This is a genomic window from Jiulongibacter sp. NS-SX5 (genome assembly GCF_052828545.1).
The window spans coordinates 548,247-568,488 of sequence record NZ_CM128248.1 but is presented as its reverse complement, the minus strand read 5'-3'; the positions used below and the strand labels follow the sequence as shown (position 1 = coordinate 568,488).

13 protein-coding genes are annotated in these 20,242 nt (G+C 39.7%); 9 read left to right on the top strand and 4 right to left on the bottom strand.

Annotated elements, in window-relative coordinates; all coding sequences use genetic code 11:
• Position 1: 1 nt before the first annotated feature.
• Positions 2-1,315 (bottom strand): UDP-glucose dehydrogenase family protein, encoded by a 1,314-nt coding sequence (locus ACUXV0_RS02355; protein ID WP_446191456.1) that lies wholly within the window; start codon positions 1,313-1,315, stop codon positions 2-4.
• 488 nt (positions 1,316-1,803) lie between these two features.
• Between ACUXV0_RS02355 and ACUXV0_RS02350 the strand changes: the two genes are divergently transcribed.
• The 6 genes from ACUXV0_RS02350 (at position 1,804) to ACUXV0_RS02325 (ending at position 11,301) form a co-directional block, all read left to right on the top strand.
• Positions 1,804-2,427, top strand: a complete 624-nt coding sequence (locus tag ACUXV0_RS02350; RefSeq protein WP_446191455.1) for a gluconate 2-dehydrogenase subunit 3 family protein — start codon at positions 1,804-1,806, stop codon at positions 2,425-2,427.
• 31 nt (positions 2,428-2,458) lie between these two features.
• A complete protein-coding gene (locus ACUXV0_RS02345) occupies positions 2,459-4,168 on the top strand; it encodes a GMC oxidoreductase (RefSeq protein WP_446191454.1) in 1,710 nt (569 codons plus the stop codon).
• Between the two features lie 82 nt (positions 4,169-4,250).
• Positions 4,251-5,963, top strand: a complete 1,713-nt coding sequence (locus ACUXV0_RS02340) for a GMC oxidoreductase (RefSeq protein WP_446191453.1) — start codon at positions 4,251-4,253, stop codon at positions 5,961-5,963.
• Entirely contained in the window at positions 5,963-7,663 is a 1,701-nt protein-coding gene (locus tag ACUXV0_RS02335) for a GMC oxidoreductase (RefSeq protein WP_446191452.1), read from the top strand. The genes ACUXV0_RS02340 and ACUXV0_RS02335 overlap by 1 nt, the downstream gene beginning before the upstream one ends.
• A 115-nt stretch (positions 7,664-7,778) precedes the next feature.
• Positions 7,779-10,526 carry a family 78 glycoside hydrolase catalytic domain gene (locus ACUXV0_RS02330; protein WP_446191451.1) on the top strand — a complete coding sequence of 916 codons (2,748 nt, stop codon included), beginning with the start codon at positions 7,779-7,781 and terminating at the stop codon, positions 10,524-10,526.
• A 58-nt stretch (positions 10,527-10,584) separates the two neighbouring features.
• Entirely contained in the window at positions 10,585-11,301 is a 717-nt protein-coding gene (locus ACUXV0_RS02325) for a 3-keto-disaccharide hydrolase (protein WP_446191450.1), read from the top strand.
• A gap of 37 nt (positions 11,302-11,338) precedes the next feature.
• Here ACUXV0_RS02325 and ACUXV0_RS02320 read toward each other — a convergent pair whose 3' ends face one another.
• Positions 11,339-13,726 (bottom strand): TonB-dependent receptor, encoded by a 2,388-nt coding sequence (locus ACUXV0_RS02320; RefSeq protein WP_446191449.1) that lies wholly within the window; start codon positions 13,724-13,726, stop codon positions 11,339-11,341.
• Positions 13,727-13,728: 2 nt separating this feature from the next.
• Complete coding sequence (locus tag ACUXV0_RS02315) at positions 13,729-14,841, bottom strand: DUF4249 family protein (RefSeq protein WP_446191448.1); 1,113 nt, start codon at positions 14,839-14,841, stop codon at positions 13,729-13,731.
• A 177-nt stretch (positions 14,842-15,018) separates the two neighbouring features.
• Between ACUXV0_RS02315 and ACUXV0_RS02310 the strand changes: the two genes are divergently transcribed.
• The 3 genes from ACUXV0_RS02310 to ACUXV0_RS02300 all read left to right on the top strand — a co-directional run bounded on the left by ACUXV0_RS02310 (position 15,019) and on the right by ACUXV0_RS02300 (position 19,701).
• The gene (locus tag ACUXV0_RS02310) at positions 15,019-16,347 is read left to right on the top strand and encodes an NAD(P)/FAD-dependent oxidoreductase (RefSeq protein ID WP_446191447.1); all 1,329 of its coding nucleotides are present in this window, start codon (positions 15,019-15,021) and stop codon (positions 16,345-16,347) included.
• A gap of 23 nt (positions 16,348-16,370) precedes the next feature.
• On the top strand, positions 16,371-17,864 hold the full coding sequence (locus ACUXV0_RS02305) for a 4Fe-4S binding protein (RefSeq protein WP_446191446.1): 1,494 nt from the start codon (positions 16,371-16,373) through the stop codon (positions 17,862-17,864).
• A 109-nt stretch (positions 17,865-17,973) separates the two neighbouring features.
• Positions 17,974-19,701: an FAD/NAD(P)-binding protein gene (locus tag ACUXV0_RS02300; protein WP_446191445.1), complete on the top strand. Its 1,728-nt coding sequence runs from the start codon at positions 17,974-17,976 to the stop codon at positions 19,699-19,701.
• On the opposite strand, the gene ACUXV0_RS02295 is transcribed toward ACUXV0_RS02300, so the two are convergent.
• Positions 19,702-20,154: an FKBP-type peptidyl-prolyl cis-trans isomerase gene (locus ACUXV0_RS02295; RefSeq protein WP_446191444.1), complete on the bottom strand. Its 453-nt coding sequence runs from the start codon at positions 20,152-20,154 to the stop codon at positions 19,702-19,704.
• Positions 20,155-20,242: the final 88 nt, after the last annotated feature.

The following is a 20,242-nucleotide window of genomic DNA, read 5'->3' as shown; positions in this document are numbered from 1 at the left end:
GTTAGGCATTGATTGACTTTCGTCCGATTGAATGATAAACAAATCCTTTCTCTTCCATTTCAGAAAGTGAATAAAGGTTTCTGCCATCAAAGATCACATTATTTTTCAAAGAAGCCTTTATTTTATCAAAATCAGGAGTTCTGAACGCCGGCCATTCGGTCATAATCATCAATGCATCAGCTCCTTCCAAAGCCTCATACATATTTTTGGCATATTTCACTTTTCTACCTACCACTCCTTTCACATTATCCATGGCCTCAGGGTCAAAAACCACCACTTTCGCACCGGCTCTTCTCAGCGATTTGATATTATATAATGCTGGTGCTTCTCTGATATCATCTGTATGCGGCTTAAACGCTAATCCCCACAGAGCTATGGTTTTACCTTTCAAGTCTCCACCAAAATGGTCTTTAATAATAGGCATCAGTTTAGTCTTCTGCTTATCATTAACCTTCATTACAGAGTTCAAGATTTTAAAATCATAATCAAACTCCTTTGCAGTTTTACCTAAGGCCTGTACATCCTTTGGGAAACAACTTCCACCATATCCTATACCCGGGAACAAGAAACGCTTACCTATTCTACTATCTGTACCAATCCCCCTTCTTACATTATCTACATCTGCACCAGCTCTCTCGCATAGATTTGCTATTTCATTCATGAAAGTAATTTTCATAGCTAAGAAAGAGTTGGCAGCATATTTTGTCATTTCTGCAGAACGCTCATCCATGAAAATGACAGGATTTCCCTGACGTACCAAAGGAGCATATAGTTTCTCCATTACTTTCTTAGCTCTTTCAGATTCTGTTCCTACCACTACCCTATCTGGCTTCATGAAATCATCTACCGCCACCCCTTCTCTCAGGAACTCAGGATTAGAAACCACATCAAAGTCAACCTTTGCGTTTTTTGCGATGGCTGCAGTGACCTTTTCAGCTGTTCCAACCGGAACTGTACTTTTATCAACAATAACCGCATAATGATCAAGGATTTTACCTAAATCATCAGCCACACCCAATATATATTTTAAATCTGCAGAGCCGTCTTCTCCAGGAGGGGTCGGAAGTGCAAGGAAAATAACCTCAGCATCTTTTATACCTTCTTCAAGTGATGTTGTAAACTGAAGTCTACCTGCTTTGGTATTTCTTTCAAATAACACCTCAAGACCGGGTTCGTAAATTGTAAGCTTTCCTTTTCTTAAACTTTCTACTTTTTTGGGATCAATATCTACACAGGTCACATAATTACCTGTTTCAGAAAAACATGTTCCTGAAACTAAACCTACATAACCCGTACCGACTACTGCTATTTTCATATTCTAAGAATTTAGTATTTCTATTTGTAGCAACAAAGGTAATTGAACTCTCTAATAATCCTAATACCTTAAAATAAAAAAGCCTCCATACTACCTACCTGATGTAAGAGTTAATAGACATTTTACTATCAAAAGTCTTACATTCACATACTTCAATGTTGACTTTTCAATATCACCCTCTTACTTCATCCTTACTCTTTTAATACGGAATACCAGCATCAACATTATTGTACTATTCTTATCCAACTTAAAAATTCGAAGGAGAATTTGACTACCTGAAACTTGGCTAAGGTTTGATCACTAAAATTCTGTGCTTAATCAACAGAGTCTGCTGATACAGCAACTATCAATAGTTAGACAAAAGGAAGACTGCACTTTTACAGCAAGAAATAGCAATATTTGGCGTTGAAATTTTGGCTGCTTCTTCCTTTTACGGTAATTTTAGCACCAACTAATTTGACTTATTAACCTATAAAATATCTATTAAATTGAATAGAAGAGACGCATTAAACAGAGTAGCCGTCTTAATGGGAGGTGCACTTTCGGCACCTACGATGGTTGCTCTTCTAGAAGGTTGTACCACCAAAGACGCTTCAGCTCCTTTCAGCCTTTCAGCAGACTATCAAGAAATTGTGGCACAGTTTGCCGACATTATTATTCCTGCTACCGATACTCCGGGTGCTAAAGAAGTTGGAGTAGGCCCGTTCATTGAAATGATGATTAAAGATTGTTACTCAGATGCCCAAGGTGAGCACTTTAAGAAAGGTCTTTCACTAGTTGAAGAGAAATCTAAAGAACTAGGCAGCTCTTTTACATCGTTAACTAATGAGCAGCAGATTGAAGTTGTAAAAGCAATGGAAACTGAAGCAGCCAATGAAGCTCAGAAAGCAAAAGAAGAGCAGATTGATCCTGAAACAGGAAAGGTGAAAGAGGGTTCAGCGGCAGAAGAACCAGTCACTCCTTTCTTCACTCTTATCAAAGAACTTACCCTTTTCGGATATTTCACTTCTGAAGTAGGAATGACACAGGAATTAGATTATGTACCAATTCCAGGAAGATTTGAAGGATGTATTCCTCTAAAAGAAGGACAAAAAGCATACGCCCTAGGATAATTACTTAACCTATCAGAAGAAAAATTTAAAAATGAATATTCAAGGAAAAGCAAAAGAGCAAAACACTTTTGACGCAATAGTAGTAGGTTCAGGTGTATCCGGTGGATGGGCTGCGAAAGAACTTACAGAAAAAGGACTTAAGGTATTGATGTTGGAGAGAGGTAATCATGTTGAACATATCACTGGTTACCGCGATGCCATGAAAGAGAGCTGGGATTTCCCACACAGAGGCAGAATTGATAAACAAGCTGCAGAAGATTATTGGGCTGTAAAAAGAACAGGTTATGCGGCAAGTGAAGAGAACAGATTTTTATTCGTAAAAGACACAGATCACCCGTACAAGGAAAAAAGACGTTTTGACTGGATCAGAGGATACCATACTGGTGGTAGATCTTTGATGTGGGGTCGTCAGTCTTACAGATGGAACGAAAGAGATTTCACCGCGAACCTTGAAGAAGGTGTAGGAACAGACTGGCCAATTCGTTATAGTGATTTGGCACCATGGTACGATTACGTAGAACGCTTCGCCGGAATCTCTGGCCAAAGAGAAGGTTTAGACGTTCTACCTGATGGTCAATTTCAGCCGCCAATGGAGATGACTTGCGTAGAGCAACATCTAAAAGAAGGAATCGAGAAAAACTTCCCGGGTCGTCATCTAACAATTGGTAGAGTTGCCCATCTTACAGCACCTACTGAGGAACAATTAACCTTAGGTAGATCTAGCTGTCAATTTAGAAATAAGTGTATCAGAGGGTGTCCTTATGGTGCATACTTCAGTACACAATCAGCCACATTACCGGCAGCCAAAAAGACAGAGAACTTAACCATGATCAACGATAAAATCGTTTATCAGGTTATTTTTGATGAGGAACTGGGTAAAGCTACCGGGGTAAGAGCCATTGATCAAAACACTAAGGAGGAGGTAGAGTACTTTGCTAAGATTATCTTCTTAAACGCATCTGCCTTGAACTCTGCATGGATCATGATGCAGTCTACATCATCTCGTCACCCGAATGGTCTTGGTAATGAGTCTGATCAATTAGGAAGAAACATCATGGATCACCACCTTGCTTCAGGTGCCGGCGGAACTATTGAAGGTTTCCTTGATAAATACCACTTTGGTAACAGACCTAACGGTATTTATATTCCTCGATTTACAAACTGGGGAGACGATAAGAGAGACTTTACTAGAGGGTTCGGTTATCAGGGTAGAGCCTCAAGAAGAAGAGGCGTGGATGTAGGTACTACTTTCGGTGCTGAATTTAAAGAATCTGCTTCACTTCCAGGCGTATGGGGTGTAGGTATCGGTGGGTTTGGTGAAACACTTCCAGACCCTACCAACAGAATGACGCTTACTGACGAAAAAGATCAGTGGGGATTACCAGTGATTGAATTTGACGCAGCTTGGGGCGAAAACGAGCAGAAAATGAGAGTGGCCATGCGTGATGAAGCGGTGGCTATGCTTGAAGCTGCCGGTTTCCAGAATGTATATGGTTATAAAGATGAAGAAAAAGCACCAGGAATTGGTATCCATGAAATGGGTACAGCCAGAATGGGTACAGATGCTTCTAACTCATGTTTAAATAAGCATAATCAAGTTTGGGGAGCTGAGAACGTATTTGTGACAGATGGTGCTGCTTTAGCTTCCTCATCTTGCGTGAATCCATCTCTTACTTACATGGCATTAACCGCCAGAGCTGCAGAATTTGCGGTTTCAGAATTAAAGAAAGGCAACTTATAAGACAAGTTGATTTCTCATAAATCTAAAAGCGGTTAGGTATAATTATCTAACCGCTTTTTTTATTAGTATACCTATTGAAATAATGAATATCCAAGGAAAAGTAAAAGAACAGAACACCTTTGATGCCATAGTGGTAGGCTCAGGCATGTCAGGTGGAATGGCTGCAAAAGAACTTACACAAAAAGGCCTAAAAACACTCGTCATAGAAAGAGGAAGGCATGTTGAGCATATTACAGGCTATGATAATGCGTTGAAAAATCCTTGGGATTTTCCTCACCGGGGTAGATTATCTAACCAGGATAAGAAAGATTATTGGGCAGGAAGTAGAGCCGGATTTGCGAATGCTGAAGACATTTTGCCTCATTTTGTGAAAGATAGCGAATACCATTATGAGGAGAAACGAAGCTTTGATTGGGTCAGAGGTTATCAAACTGGTGGTAGGTCGCTGACTTGGGGAAAGCAAAGTTACAGGTGGAATGAAAAAGATTTTCTGGCTAACCTAGAGGATGGTCATGGTGTTGACTGGCCCATCCGCTATGCTGACCTGGCTCCCTGGTATAGTTACGTTGAAAAGTTTGTGGGTGTAAGTGGAAGCCTTGAGGGGCTTGATGTATTACCTGATGGTGAATTTCAAAAACCAATGGAGCTTAATTGTGTTGAGAAAGATCTCAAAACAGCTATTGAAAAGAACTTCCCCGGTCGAAAAATGATCATAGGAAGGGCTGCTCACCTTACCTCCCCTACTCAGGAACAAACCGACCTCGGTAGATCTGCTTGTCAATTTAGAAATATGTGTAAGCGTGGCTGCCCATACGGAGCCTATTACAGTTCTCAAAGTGGTGCATTAGCGGCTGCGGCACAAACCGGAAATATGACCATCGTCAATCATAAAATTGCTTACTCAGTAATTTTTGAGAAGGAAACTGATAAAGTCATCGGTGTCAAAACCATAGATGAACAGACTGGTGAAGAGCATGAATATTATAGTAAAATGATATTTCTGAATGCTTCAGCCATGAATACGGCCTGGCTAATGATGCAATCAAAATCTTCAAAACATGAAAATGGTTTGGGCAATGATAGTGACCAACTAGGTCGAAATATCATGGATCATCACCTTAACGTTTGGGCATCTGGTGAGGTAGAAGGTTATGAAGATGATTATTATTTTGGTCGAAGGCCTAATGGCATTTACATTCCTAGATTCGCCAATTACGGTGATGACAAAAGAACCGACTTTGTAAGAGGTTTTGGTTATCAGGGAAGTGCCAGCAGAGCAAAAGGTCAGCCTTCAGAAGCAAGTTTTGGAGCTCAAATGAAAGAGGATGCCTCTAAGCCAGGCCCTTGGAGATTTAGAATGCGTGGTTTCGGAGAAACCTTGCCAGATCCAAATAACCGTATCACTTTAAGTAAGAAGACTGATAAATGGGGATTGCCATATATTGAGTTTGATGCAGCCTGGGGCGAAAATGAGATCAATATGCGAAAAACTATTCTTCAGGAGGCCAAAGACATGCTGGAAGCCGCAGGATTAAAGAATGTTAAAGGAGAAGATGAATATTGGAAATCACCGGGAGTGGGTATACATGAAATGGGAACTGCCAGAATGGGCAGAGACCCGAAAACTTCAGTATTAAACGGTTGGAATCAGGTTTGGGGAGCAAAAAATGTATTTGTTACTGATGGAGCGGCCATGACTTCATCTTCTTGTGTAAACCCTTCATTAACTTATATGGCGTTAACGGCCAGAGCCGCTAACTATGCTGTAGAGGAGCTTAAAAAAGGCAATATCTAATGATTGAGAATGGGCAAAAATTCGATGCTATCGTCGTTGGTTCAGGTATTTCTGGTGGTTGGGCAGCGAAGGAATTGACCGAAAAAGGCTTGAAAGTCCTGATGCTGGAACGCGGTAAAAACATAGAGCACATCAAAGACTATCATACTGCAATGATGAACCCTTGGGATTTTGAGCATCATGATATTAAGGTGAGTAATGAGGTCGCCAAAGATTACCCTATCCATATTCGTTCTGGTAATACCATCACTGAGGCTTCTAAGCATCATTTTATCAAAGACACAGATCATCCTTATCTGGAAAGTAAGCGTTTCGACTGGATTAGAAGCTTTCAATTAGGAGGTAAATCAATTACATGGGGTCGTGTAGCCTTACGAATGAGCGATCTTGATTTTGAGGCGAATGCAAAAGAAGGAATTGGTACAGATTGGCCCATAAGGTATAAAGACCTTGAGCCTTGGTATGATTACGTTGAGAAGTTTGCCGGCATCTCTGGAAGTTATGAAGCCTTACCGCATCTACCAGACAGTATTTTTCAGAAACCGTTTGATTTGACCTGTGTAGAGAACCACCTTAAAAAGCATGTAGAATCTAAATTCTCAAATAGGTTCGTTATTCCGCCCAGACAAGCTCACCTTACTGAACCGACAGAAGAACAATTAGCATTGGGAAGAGCCTCTTGTCAATCAAGGGCTATGTGTTGGCGAGGCTGTCCTTATGGGGCTTATTTCAGTACGCAGTCGGCTACTCTACCGGCAGCCAGATTAACGGATAACTTGACTGTCAAGACTAATGCCATAGTTCATCAAGTAATTTATGACGACAATCAAAATAAAGCCACTGGTGTTAGGGTGATTGATCAAATTACCAAAGAAGAATCAGAATACTTTGCACCGATTATATTCATAAATGCTTCTGCAATGGCCAGTACATTTATACTCATGAATTCTACTTCAAAACGATTTCCGAATGGATTGGGAAACGATAGTGGTCAATTAGGGCATAATTTGATGGATCATCATTTTGATGCCGGAGCAAAGGCTGAAATGCCAGGCTTTGAAGATTTTTATTACTACGGCCGTAGACCCAATGGTTTTTATATACCCCGATTCAGAAATGTGGGTAAAGATAAACGAGACTATGTTAGGGGTTTTGGCTATGAAGGAGAAAGCAAAAGATCCAGAGGAGTAGAAAGTAGCGAGGGTTTCGGTACAGAATTGAAAAGGTCTGCTAGTCTTCCAGGCAATTGGGAAATGCAGCTCACTGGCTTTGCCGAAGTCTTACCGTATTTTGACAATAAGGTTTGGATTGATGATAGTCAAAAAGACCAATGGGGACTTCCTGTCTTACATTTTTCAGCTGAAATCGGCGAAAATGAACGTAAGATGCGAGAAGACATGAAAAATGATGCCGCTGAAATGTTAGAAGCTGCCGGAGCAAAAAACATCATCGCTTTTGATAATAAAAGAGGTTACGGAAGGTGCATTCATGAAATGGGTACTGCCAGAATGGGTACTAGCCCAGAGAACTCAGTATTGAACAAGTGGAATCAAGTATGGGGAGCAGAAAACGTCTTTGTTACAGATGGAGCATCTATGACTTCTTCCTCTTGTGTAAATCCTTCTTTAACCTATATGGCCATGACTGCCCGGTCTGTAGATTACGCCGTTAGAGAATTAAAAAAAGGAAATCTAAGCTAAACTAAAGACCTTATAATCAAAGTACTTGGCAACCAAACTATAACGATCACTTTTTTAAGTAATACTTCATTTTGGCTTGTTATTCTTTGTAACTTTCATTCCTTATTGACTGATAATGCCAATCAAAAACACTCTTATACTCGCATTGAGTATTCTGCCCTCATTTCTTTCAGCCCAATTGAAGAAACCTGCAGACCTCAGGATTGAATACCTTTCAGGAACACCCGTAATCGATGTATCAAACCCTAGATTTGGGTGGTTAAATGAAGCTAAAAATAACGAGAAAGGGCAGAAACAGACTGCATACGAAATTAGAATTTCAGAAACACAAGAAAATCTGAAATCAGCCGACACCTGGTCTACCGGAAAGGTGTTATCATCGCAAAATCAACGTGTATCGTATGATGGAAAAACTTTAGAGTCAACCGTTAAATATTGGTGGCAGGTAAGAACCTGGGATAAAGATGATAAGGTATCAGAATGGTCAACTCCAGCCAACTGGCAGATGGGTATGCTCGATGATAGTGAGTGGCAGGCAGACTGGATTGGAGCTCCGTGGCAAGGTGAAGAAGCGATCCCGAAACCACCAGGAGGGCCAAACGAACGTACCAAAATTCTACCACCTCCTGCTCCCTACCTAAGAAAGGGTTTTGAGATTAAGAAGAAGATAAAATCTGCCGTAGTATTCACCACTGGTTTAGGCTATTATGAGTTTTATGCAAACGGCAAGCCTGTAAGTGACGATAAACTCGTTCCAAATCAAACCAATTATGGCAAAAGACCTGGTTTGGAAAAAGCTTACATTTCCGTTCCTGATGAATTTGCTGCCTACAAAGTTTTCTATTTGGCTTATGATTTAACTAACCATTTACAACAGGGGCAAAATGCTATAGGAGCTATACTAGGGAATGGCTTTTATAATGCCCCCAAATTCTGGACACACTCTTATGGTTCACCACGATTCATGGCTCAGCTTCATATTAAGTACCAAGACGGCTCTGAAGAAATTATTAAGTCGGACACCACCTGGAAAGCAGAAAAGTCTCCAATTCTAATGGATTTGGTCTATGATGGGGAAATATATGATGCCCGAAAAGAGATTCCACAGTGGTCAAATGCAGACTTTGATGACAGCAACTGGTCAAACGTAATTTTAAGAAAAGCTCCATTTGGAGACCTTAAAGCCCATACAGCTGAACCCGATAAAGTAACGAAACGATACCAGCCCACTCAAATTGAAAATTTAGGAGATGGACACTATAAGGTTCACTTCCCGGAAGAGATTAGTGGATGGGTTCGATTTAATGATGTAATCGGTCCTGCTGGTCAAAAAGTACACGTTACTTTCAATGGTAATTTATATTCTGGAGAGAATACGTATTACTTCAGTGGCAAAGGCAAGGAGAACTATGCTCCCCGTTTCAATTGGTTTGTCTTTAGCGGAATTGAAATAACCGGCTGGCCGGGAGAATTAAAACCTGAAATGCTAACGGCTGAAGCAGTCAATACAGATGTAAGGGAAAATGCAGTCTTTGAGTCCTCAAATCCCCTTTTCAATCAGATCAATCACATTTGGAAACGTTCTCAAATGGACAATATGCATGGAGGTATTGCCTCCGACTGCCCCCACCGTGAGCGATCTGGCTATACGGGCGATGGGCAGGTAGCTTGTCCTACTGTCATGCATAATTTTGACGCCCGGTCTTTTTATCAGAAATGGGTTGCTGATATGAGAGAAGCACAGATCCCTGAAACAGGATATGTGCCCAATGGAGCACCTTGGCAGCCTGGCTGCGGTGGTGGCGTAGCATGGGGAGCGGCCATAAACATTATACCGTGGGAGTATTATTTGCATTATGGCGACAAACAAATGCTCAGCGACAACTATGAGGCCATGAAAGGGTATTTGAATTACATGCAAACTTGGGTTACTGATGACGGTATTATGTTTAGTCAGAGAGAAGGACATAATGGCGAACCACTCAAATGGTGGAATCTCGGTGACTGGGCTGGAGTATGTGATGATTGCCTTCCGGAAGATGCTCTAGTACACACTTTTTACTGTTGGTACAGCACAGATATTACAGCAAAAACGGCCTCCGTTTTAGGGTATAATGAGGAAGCGGCAGAATTAACAAAAAAAGCTATTGAAATAAAAAAGGCCTTTCAAAAGCATTTCTTTGACAAGTCAAAAGGTACTTATGGAGATTATGGTTCAAATATTTTTGCTCTTAAAATGGGCTTACCCATCGAGCAATATGATCAAGTGAAAGAAAGCTTAATAGATGAGATCAATAAGAATGATGGACATCTGAACACTGCCATTTTTGGTACACGCTTCTTTTTTGAGGTATTGGCTGAGAATGGTTTAAATGAAATGGCCTATCAAGCACTTAATAAGCGTACCGAGCCAAGTTTTGGACATTGGATAGAACTTGGGAGCACTACTTCAAGAGAACATTGGGACGAAAACGGCAGTCATAATCACCCTATGTTTGGAGGTGGTCTTGTTTGGTTTTATCGCCATTTAGCCGGTTTAAACTTTGACGAATCCAAACCGGGTTACGAACACATTGTATTCAAACCCATGTCGGTAGAAGATATAGAATATGCCAGGTACCAAACTATAACCCCATTTGGCAAAGCCGGAATCTCATGGAAACAAGATGCCACAAGTTTCAATGCAAAACTGACAGTTCCGGTAGGAAGTACAGCTAGTTTTGAATTTCCTTATGAGGAGTACGTGAAAGTTAGCATTGATAACAAAAATATTAAGAATAGTGAAAGTGTATCTTTTCGAAATGGCGTGTTTGAGCTTGAAAGTGGCGAGTATGAATTCTCTTTCACTTTAAGCCCCAAGTAAGTGAAATGTACAATATTGAAGTCTAATAAAACCTAAACCAATTTAACCAGTAATAAGAATGAAAATCAGATTTATACTATGCCTTGCATCTTCTGTTTTTTTGATGAGATGCACCTCAAACAATTCTGACGAAAACTTAGAGATAGCCGAAAAAGCCTGGATTACTCTGTTTGACGGAGAGTCCACAGATCAACTCCGGGGTTATGGAATCAAAGAATTTCCAACTGGGGTTTGGCTTGTGGAAAATGGGATGTTAGTAACTAATCCGGATACAGCCAATAGAGATTTAGTCACCAAAGAGAGATTTGAAGATTTTGAGCTGGAATATAGCTGGGCTGTGGATACAGCAGCAAATTCAGGTGTATTTATTCATGTACAGGAAACAAAAGCCATGGAAGCCGGAAACGGTAACAGCCCGAACTGGCTCGAAAACTGGGAATTCCAGATTCTCGATGACTTACACTTTTATGATACTGTAGCTGTAAGATCTGCAGGCTCATTATATGATTTGATAATACCTGAGAATAAAGAGTTAAAGCCAATTGGGGAATTTAACAAAGCCAAAATACTTCACAAAGATGGCCATGTAGAACACTGGCTGAATGGGCAAAAAGTAGTAGAATTTGAAATAGGAAGCAAAGAAATGAATGAGCTTTTATCGAATAGTAAATTCTCTGAAAACCCCAATTTTGGAAAGGATACTGAAGGACACATCATGTTTCAACATCACGGTCAGCGAGTATACCTCAAAGATATAAGAGTAAGAGAAATATAATAATGAAGAGCCCTCTTAGTGAGGGCTCTTTTATTCTTTATTCGAAAGTAAAGTTATAAGCTAACGAAACGATTGGAGCTCCAAAAACACTTAACTTATATGGTTTTGAGCCTCCATTTTCATTTTTGAAGAAAACAGAATAAGCATTCTTTCTACCGTACAGATTATAAACGGTAAAATTCCAATTACCATTAAATCGTTTCTCTTTCATGCTTGGTCTATAGATATTCCATGCAAAATCTAGGCGATGATAATCAGGAATTTTGTCGTTATTTCTTACGCCGTAAAACGGAAACGTATTTTCAGCAAACTTTATAAAACCTTGAGGTGAGGTAAATGGTCTCCCGCTGGAATAAGTAAAATTGAATGAGAAATCATGGTGAGCACCTTGATTAATCACTATAGAACCATTGAATGTATGTGGTCTGTCATAATTGGCGGCGTACCAGTTCCCAAAATTAACTTGCTGATTGAACGAATCTCCTTCATCTACCTTATTGAAAGATCTGGAGTATGTATAGTTTAACCAACCAGCCACTTCACCTTTTTTCTTCTGAATCATAAGCTCCAGTCCGTAAGACTTGTTAATCCCTTGAAGCAATTCTGTTTCCGGAGAGCTTTGAAGTAGGAAGTTTGCACCCGGCTTATAGTCGATAATATTATCTGTATTTCTGTAATACGCTTCTGCCGAGAATTCATAAATGTGATTTGCTAAATCTTTAAAGAATCCAATAGTGTATAGACTACTTACCTGTGGCTTTATATAAAGGTCTGAGGTTTTCCATCTACTGGTAGGAATAGGCGTAGTGGTATTAGAAATAACCTGAAGGTATTGTCTCAAAAGATTATAACCCATCTTAACTGATGAATTAGGTCCTAAAGCCATTCTAAGTCCTAATCGTGGCTCAAAACCACCATAACTGGAAATCACATCACCTTTACCAAAAGTCAAAGTATCTGCAAGAAAGACTTCACTCCTCTCCTTCCCTTCTTCAAACAGAAGTCGTGTAGCCGGCCCCGTATTTCTAAAGTTGGAGTATCGTACACCAGCAGATAAAGTAATCTTATCATTGATTTCAAATTGGTCTTCAATCCCTACTCCCAATTCCAGTCCATATTCCAAATCTGTTTTGACTGCATTAACAGACTGGCTTGTTCCAGGAATTAACTCACCGGGATTCAGCTGATATTGAGTAGCATCAGCAATTACCTCTATGGTGTGTTTTCCTTTATAATAATTGAGATTGGTTTTAGCTTGCTTGTATCTGATATTTTGGGCTATTTCTACCACATTCTCTGAACCAAACTCAGGTAAAAGAATAGAAGGATCATATTGAGATGAAACCAAGCTTGTTTGCAAATTCAAATTATCACTGAAAGCAGAGAACCATGAACCTGAGAAATTCAAAGTAGAATAACGGTACTGGCTACTCGTGGCATTTATTTCCTGAATACTACCAAGTGTTTCCGTTTGAAAGAAATCGTAACTATAATACGCAGTGGCAGTTACTGTATTCTTCTCATTGATTTTCCCGAAAATTTTAGCCGAGCTATCATAGAATTTAGCTTTGATATCTTTCAATGATTGAGCAAAAATCGGCAATGCCCAATCGTTCAAAGCTGCTCTACCGCTTACCATGATTCCCAGTTTGTCTTTGATCAGAGGTACATCCATTTTTAATCTGTTTGATACCATGGAAATACCACCTTTAAGCTTAAACTTATTAAGATCTGGCTGAGCTAGAGTTACGTCTAAAACAGCCGCTGCTCTCCCTCCATATCTGGCAGGCACCGTACCTTTGTACAAGTCAAAACTAGATACCGCCTCTGAAGGAAAGGCGGAGAAAAGGCCGAACATGTGAGTTGGATTAAAAATAGGCCCACCATCTAACAAAAGAAGGTTTTGATCTGTAGTTCCACCTCTGATGTTCACTCCGTTTGAGGCTTCTCCTACGCTACTTACACCGGGTAGCATTTGTAAACCCCTGAGTATATCCACCTCACCCATGGCTGTAGGAATCTTCTGCAGCGTTTGAATATTTAGCGAAGCCACACCCAAAAGAGGTCGTTTAAGGTTATCAGATCTGTCAGATTTTATGATAACTTCCTCAAGCTGGCTTTCTACTTTTTCCAACTTAATCTGTATTGGCTCCAAGCCTTCTTTTCCTTCAATATTAAATCGATAAGGTACATATCCCACATAGCGAATCACCACTGCAATTTTCTGAGCAGGAATTAGAAACTCAAACTTACCATCAAGGTCAGTGGAGCCCACCATTTCACCAAAGTTCAAACTAACGGTAGCCCCTGGAAGCGGCTCACCATCTGTACTATCAGTAACTACGCCTGTAAACTTAAATTCTCTTTGAGCATGAACAGAAGCTACTGATAAAGAAGCGATTAAAATTAATAAAAGTCTTTTCATGCTTAGCTGTTCATCCAGTTTATAGGTTCTTTTGAAGTACGTGTAGGGCTCTCTATACAAGGAGCTAAAGGAGGTCTTGAAGTGTCTGCAGTCACCGGTTCAGGATTAGACTCACGTTCTTCAAAACCTACAGTTTTGGAAATATTTTGACCATCAGAACGGTCCAAAAAGTAATTGACAGTATAAACAGAAGACAAAACGAAATACCCTCCGACGCTTTCAGACTCATTGCTTAAGGAATGTATATTACCAATTAGAGCTGTAGAAGGAGTATCTGCCAGGCTTCCACTATTTTGATTTTGGTCAATCAAAAGCTTTAAATATTTGTAAGCCTGATCGTTAATTGCATGTTGCTTTAATTCAATGACTGCACCGTATCGGGTATAAAAAGGAATCTCGGCCACTTCTTTGCCTATGAGGCTTTTACCGTCAATGAAAGCATCGTTGGTAGCAATAAGCTCATTTGAAAAAATAATTTCCCAGCAGTTTCTCTCACATCTATAGTCGAAAGTAACACCGTATCTAACGAGTAAGGGATCGGTTTCGCATGAGCCTTCTGGTTCACCGGTTTCGCGATAATATTTACCACCGAAACACTCGGCACAATAATCTTGCTTTTCAAATGATTTCCAGGTCCAGTAATAAGCATCACCTTTTCCTGCCGGTTCATCCATATCCAGATATAATTTGTGACCGGGAGCAGAAAGGTCTCTGATTTGAATACCCTCAGAAACAAACTCCTGATACACTTTTTTAATGGGTGCCACAGTTTTTAGGTATTGAATATCAGATTCATACATTCTTCCATCCGCCAATGTAAAGTAGAGCTGATAGGACATGCCGTCTTTTGCTTTAAATCCTTCAGGAAACTGATAAGTACCATCAGCAAAAAATTCAAGATCAATTTGTGTTTGACCGTTCTCAATTACCCATACTTTGGCATCATTGATATCTCTAAATGTACTGGAAGTAGCAGTAGAGCTACTTGGCTCTGAATTTCTTAGATTGATATAATTACCCGTTGCTTGATCAGTAAGATTACCATCTACTACAAGAATTGAATCTGTTAGATTTAGTGCTGCGTCAAATGGCTCAATGCATGATATAAGCCACATGAAGATGAATACTCCCGGCAGCCAGCGAGAGCTTTTTAATTTTAGGTAGTTCAGAATATAAATGGTTTAAGTAACACAAATCACGGAAAAATTAAATTTAAACGTCAATTTTTGACATAATTTTATTGGACAAATCTACAGATGCCAGTTTCTCGTAGATCAGTCAAACTAAAACGTATGCATATTGCAATTATAGGTAACGGAATTAGTGGTATTACGGCTGCCAGAAATTTGAGGAAAGGCTCTGAGCATCAGATCACTGTAATTTCTTCCGAGACCGACCATTTCTTTTCCAGAACAGCCCTCATGTACATTTATATGGGGCATATGAAATTTGAGCATACGAAGCCGTATGATGACTTTTTTTGGGAGAAAAACAAAATTGAACTACTAAATAGACATGTAGATAGAATTTCGTTTGATGCCAAGAGCCTACACTTCACCAATGGTGAATCTTTAAATTATGATAAGCTCATAATAGCCACAGGATCAGTTCCAAATAAATTTGGCTGGAAAGGTCAGGATCTTCGAAGAGTACAAGGTTTATACAGTTACCAGGATCTTGAGGCACTGGAGTCTTACTCAGAAGAAATTGACAATGCCGTGATAGTCGGTGGTGGTCTCATTGGAATTGAGCTGGCAGAAATGCTTAAGTCTAGAGGTAAGAAGGTGACCTTTCTGGTGAGAGAAAAATCATTCTGGAATAATGTACTACCACCTCAGGAGTCAGAAATGATCAATAGACACATTCTTGAACATCATATTGATTTAAGGCTGGAAACTGAATTAGATGAAATTATAGATGACGGACAGGGAAACGTTTCTGCTGTTAAAACCAAAGATGGTGAATTGATCGACTGTCAATTTGTAGGACTGACTGCAGGTGTAAGCCCTAATGTAGGTTTTCTGAAATCCGGCGAACTTGAAATTGATCGAGGAATCTTGGTCAATGAATTTCTGGAAACATCTGTAGCAGACGTATATGCCTTAGGTGATTGTGCCCAGCATAGAACACCACCTCCAGGAAGGCGACCACTAGAGCAAATCTGGTACACCGGAAAAATTATGGGTGAAACAGTAGCCCAAAACATTTTAGGAACGCCAACAAAATATCAGCCAGGCACTTTCTATAATTCCGCCAAATTCATGGATATAGAGTACCAAACATATGGTTCAGTACCAGCTGAAGCTGGTGAAGAAGAAAAAGATTTCTACTGGCAGAGCAATGATGAAAACAAGCTTGTACGTTTCCGATTCAATAAGGAAAACGAGGCCCTTACGGGCATAAATACCTTTGGGATAAGAATGAGACAAGAGATCTGTCAAAAATGGATTGAAGAGGGCACCTCAATAGAGGAGGTTTTAAGAAATCTCGGCAAAGCCAATTTTGACCCTGAATTCTATAAAAAGCATGAAGCTGAGATTGTCGCAAAATACAATCAACAATTCCACACAAACATCAAATTAACAAACAAAAAAACAGGCCTTTGGGCCATTTTTCAATAATACTCTTCAGGGCTAGCATTTTTATGAAAAACATAGGTATATTTTTAATCGTGGGTTCCCTTCTCTTGTGGATTGGAGCACTCTTTGGCAATACTTTCGAATTGACCGAAGATATTTTCACCAGTGAAGTAAAAGAGGAGCATCAGCAGCTCTTGAGACCTGAACTAGAAAAGCTCTTCAATAAGCCCACCAATAATATTTTCACATTTTCTTCAACAATCAAAGGTGCTAGGGAAAGTATCAATGCTGAGTTTGATAAAGAAAAGAAGTACGATCAAAAGATATTTGAAAACTATGAACTCCAGCTCTCAAAAGCTTCAGGTACCGGCCTGATTTCTAATCAAAAAGTACTAGTATTCGGACTCATATTTTCAATGCTCATTCTCGGAGCTTTATTCTTTATTCTACCTGACTTAAAACTATTACCCGGCATAAAAAATGATGGAATCTTTCATCACCCCGGCACCTCTGTAAAGTGGCTCGGTATTACCCTGGGGGCACTTTTGATTGGCTTTTACATTTTACTCTATTTCTTTCCTCATTTTATTACCAATTGGATTCTTCTGCTCGATCCGCTAAGTAATTTGATGAACGGAGGAAACGCAAGTCAATGGTTTTTATATGGTTTTCTGTACACCATCGCGGTTTTGGTTATGGGCATTAGAATGCTGATCAAATACAGACATAATAAATATCAACTATTTCGTACTTCATCAGTAATGTTCTTTCAGCTGATATTTGCCTTTATGATTCCTGAAATATTGGTAAAACTGAACATGCCATCTGCGGATCTCAAAAACATGTGGCCGCTGGACTATAGCTTCTTTTTTGACTATCGAATCGACGAGAAAATAGAAGCGGGCACCTTGGGCATTTTTATGTTTGTTTGGGGTATTATCTTATTTGCCGTAGGCGTACCTGTGCTAACTTACTTTTATGGCAAACGCTGGTATTGTAGCTGGGTTTGTGGCTGTGGCGGTCTGGCAGAAACTCTGGGTGATCCATTCAGACAATTATCTGATAAAAGCCTGAAGGCGTGGAAGATTGAACGTTGGTTAATTCACCTCGTTCTTGTCTTTGCGGTAGTCATGACTGCCGGGGTACTTTATACCTACTTTACTGGAAACACCTCCATCTTTGGTTTTATAGACACTGGCTCTCTAAGATATTATTACGGTTTTGCTATTGGTTCAATATTCTCAGGAGTGGTAGGTACCGGCTTTTACCCTCTAATGGGTAACCGCGTTTGGTGCCGGTTTGGCTGTCCTTTGGCTGCTTATTTAGGTATAGTGCAGCGTTTTAAAAGTCGCTTCAGAATTACTACAAACGGTGGTCAATGTATCAGCTGCGGCAACTGTTCTACATATTGCGAACAAGGCATAGATGTAAGATGGTATGCCCAACGTGGGCAAGATATCGTAAGAAGCTCATGTGTTGGCTGCGGTATTTGTTCAGCCGTTTGTCCTAGAGGTGTTCTTAACCTTGAAACAGGTCCGGAGGCGAGTAGAAATATTTAATTGTAGAATTACTTCTACAAAAGAAACAGTAACTCTGCTCAGTTCTCTGATCAGAAATAAGGCATCTGTTTTTTACTATAACTCATGATAATCTTACCAATACTATTTCATGAGAACGCTTGCAGTCATCGGTTGTGGCCCTAGAGGCGGGTTTGCTCTAGAGCAATTCTTTCAGGAACTAATTCTTCAAGGATCTATTGAGAATACCAAGATTCTTGCATTTGAATCTACTGGTCTATGGGGTAGTGGATGGGTTTACTATACAAAACAGTCCGACGCCAATTGGATCAACATTAATGAAAGGAATATTGACTTACCCTCTAGACCGCTTTGGCAAATAAGAGATCAAATCATCCCCAAATTCCCTTCTTATCATCAATGGGCGGGGTTTGAGAATAGAAATGAAACTGATCCAGATAATTACATAAAGAGATCAAGATTGGGCGAATACCTAACTCAGCGTTTTGAATCATTCGCCACTCCTATGTGTGAATTAGGAGTACTCCAATTAATCGATACAGAAGTTAAGCACCTCCAATTCCAGTCAGACAATACATTAATACTGAACTGTCAAAACGGAGAAGTCTATAAAGTCAATGAGGCCCTTTTAACAATCGGTCATCAGTCGACTTCTCTAGACAAGGATCTTGAAAAATGGCATCAGGAACTACCTGAAGATCAAATAGACAATAAATTAATTCTGGATCCATATCCTTTAGAAAACTATCTCAATAGTCCTTCAATTTCTACAGCTCAAAATATTGGAATCAGAGGAATGGGGTTGGCAATGATTGACGTAGTAAGAACCATTGCTTCTCTGCATGGAGAATTTGAGATTGAAGATAAATCCTCTCAAAAGATGAAATTCAAATCCTCCAAAAGGAATACTAAAATTCTGCCTTACTCATTGGATGGCCTACCTCCTATTCCGAAACCATTAAACAAGGCGATCGATGATAATTTTCTTCCAAACCAAAAAGAATTAGACCTTTTTGATAAATCCATATCAAATAAAGCAACTCAAAAGAAGGCCAAAAACAGTCAGTTTCTTCTCTCTGCTTTTGCAAAATTGGCAACACGAGTATTCAAAAATCATCCTCATCAAAAGCAAAACTCAATTGCAGAGCAGAAACTAGAGGTTTTGATAATTCAATGGTTAAAAGAACAAAAACATGATCATCCTCTATTTGTCCCGAAAAGTCAACCTATAATTGAACTGTTAAAACTATATGCCGAAATGGCATGTGGAGTCCAACCTTCTTCGCTAGATTATGCTATTGGCCAAATTTGGAAGCACTGTCAGCCAACAATCTATAAGGCTCTTTCCTACAGTTTATGTTCTGATGAGGTAATAGCAGAAATCATCAAAATAGATGAGAGTACCAAGAGGTATTCCTTTGGCCCGCCGGTTGCCAGTATTCAACAGTTAATCGCCCTAGTTGAGGCTGGATTCATTGATTTTAGCTTTGCCAATAATCCTGAAGTAGTATTAGAGAATTATCATTGGCATATTTCAAAGGAAGGTAAGAGTCGTAATGTAGATGTGCTCATAAATTCAGTTCTGGACCAACCTCAGATTGAGAAGGTTAATTCTCCATTAGTTGCAGAACTACTCAATTGTGAATTGGCAAAACCTGTTCATGATGCACTTGGCGTCTCTACTTCAGAAACAGCCTATCTGATAAATCAGGTGGAGAATGAAATCCCAAATATTGCCCTTCTCGGAAGACTGGCTAAAGGCACAGTAGTGGGAGTCGATGCTATTTTAGAGTGTTTCGGAGAGCGACCAAAACAATGGGCAAAAGAAGCAGCAAGAAGACATCTAAAAAAAATCTAACTATTGCTTCGCAACCACATCAATATTGAAAATCAAAGGAGAGTTTTTAGGAATTGACCCTTGCTTCTTATTGCCATAACCTAGAGATGATGGAAAGATGATAGTGGCCTTCTCTCCTACTTTCATCAGCGAAATGCCTTCGTCAAAACCTTTGACTACCTGACCAATTCCTAAGGTAAAGCTGAATTGACCTGCATCAAAAATCTCATCACTTAAAAAACGACCAGAGTAAATTACCTTAACGTAGTCTCCGGTTGATAAACTTTCACCGGCCGGATTTTCTTCAAGCAAGATAAATTGGAGACCAGAGTCTCTGCTTTCTGTTACCGTTAAACCTTTGCTTTGAATGTATTGCTGTATTTGCTGACTTTCCTTTCCTTTGAATTCGCTTTTTTCACAAGCAGTCAAGGAAAAAATCAAGAACGAGCTAAGGAGTATTGATATCTTTCTCATGATTAATTTCAGTGCTTTGCAAAGATGTCACTAAAAAGAAAAAGAGCAAGCCTCCCGGCCTGCTCTTTTCATCAGAATTTGGTAATAC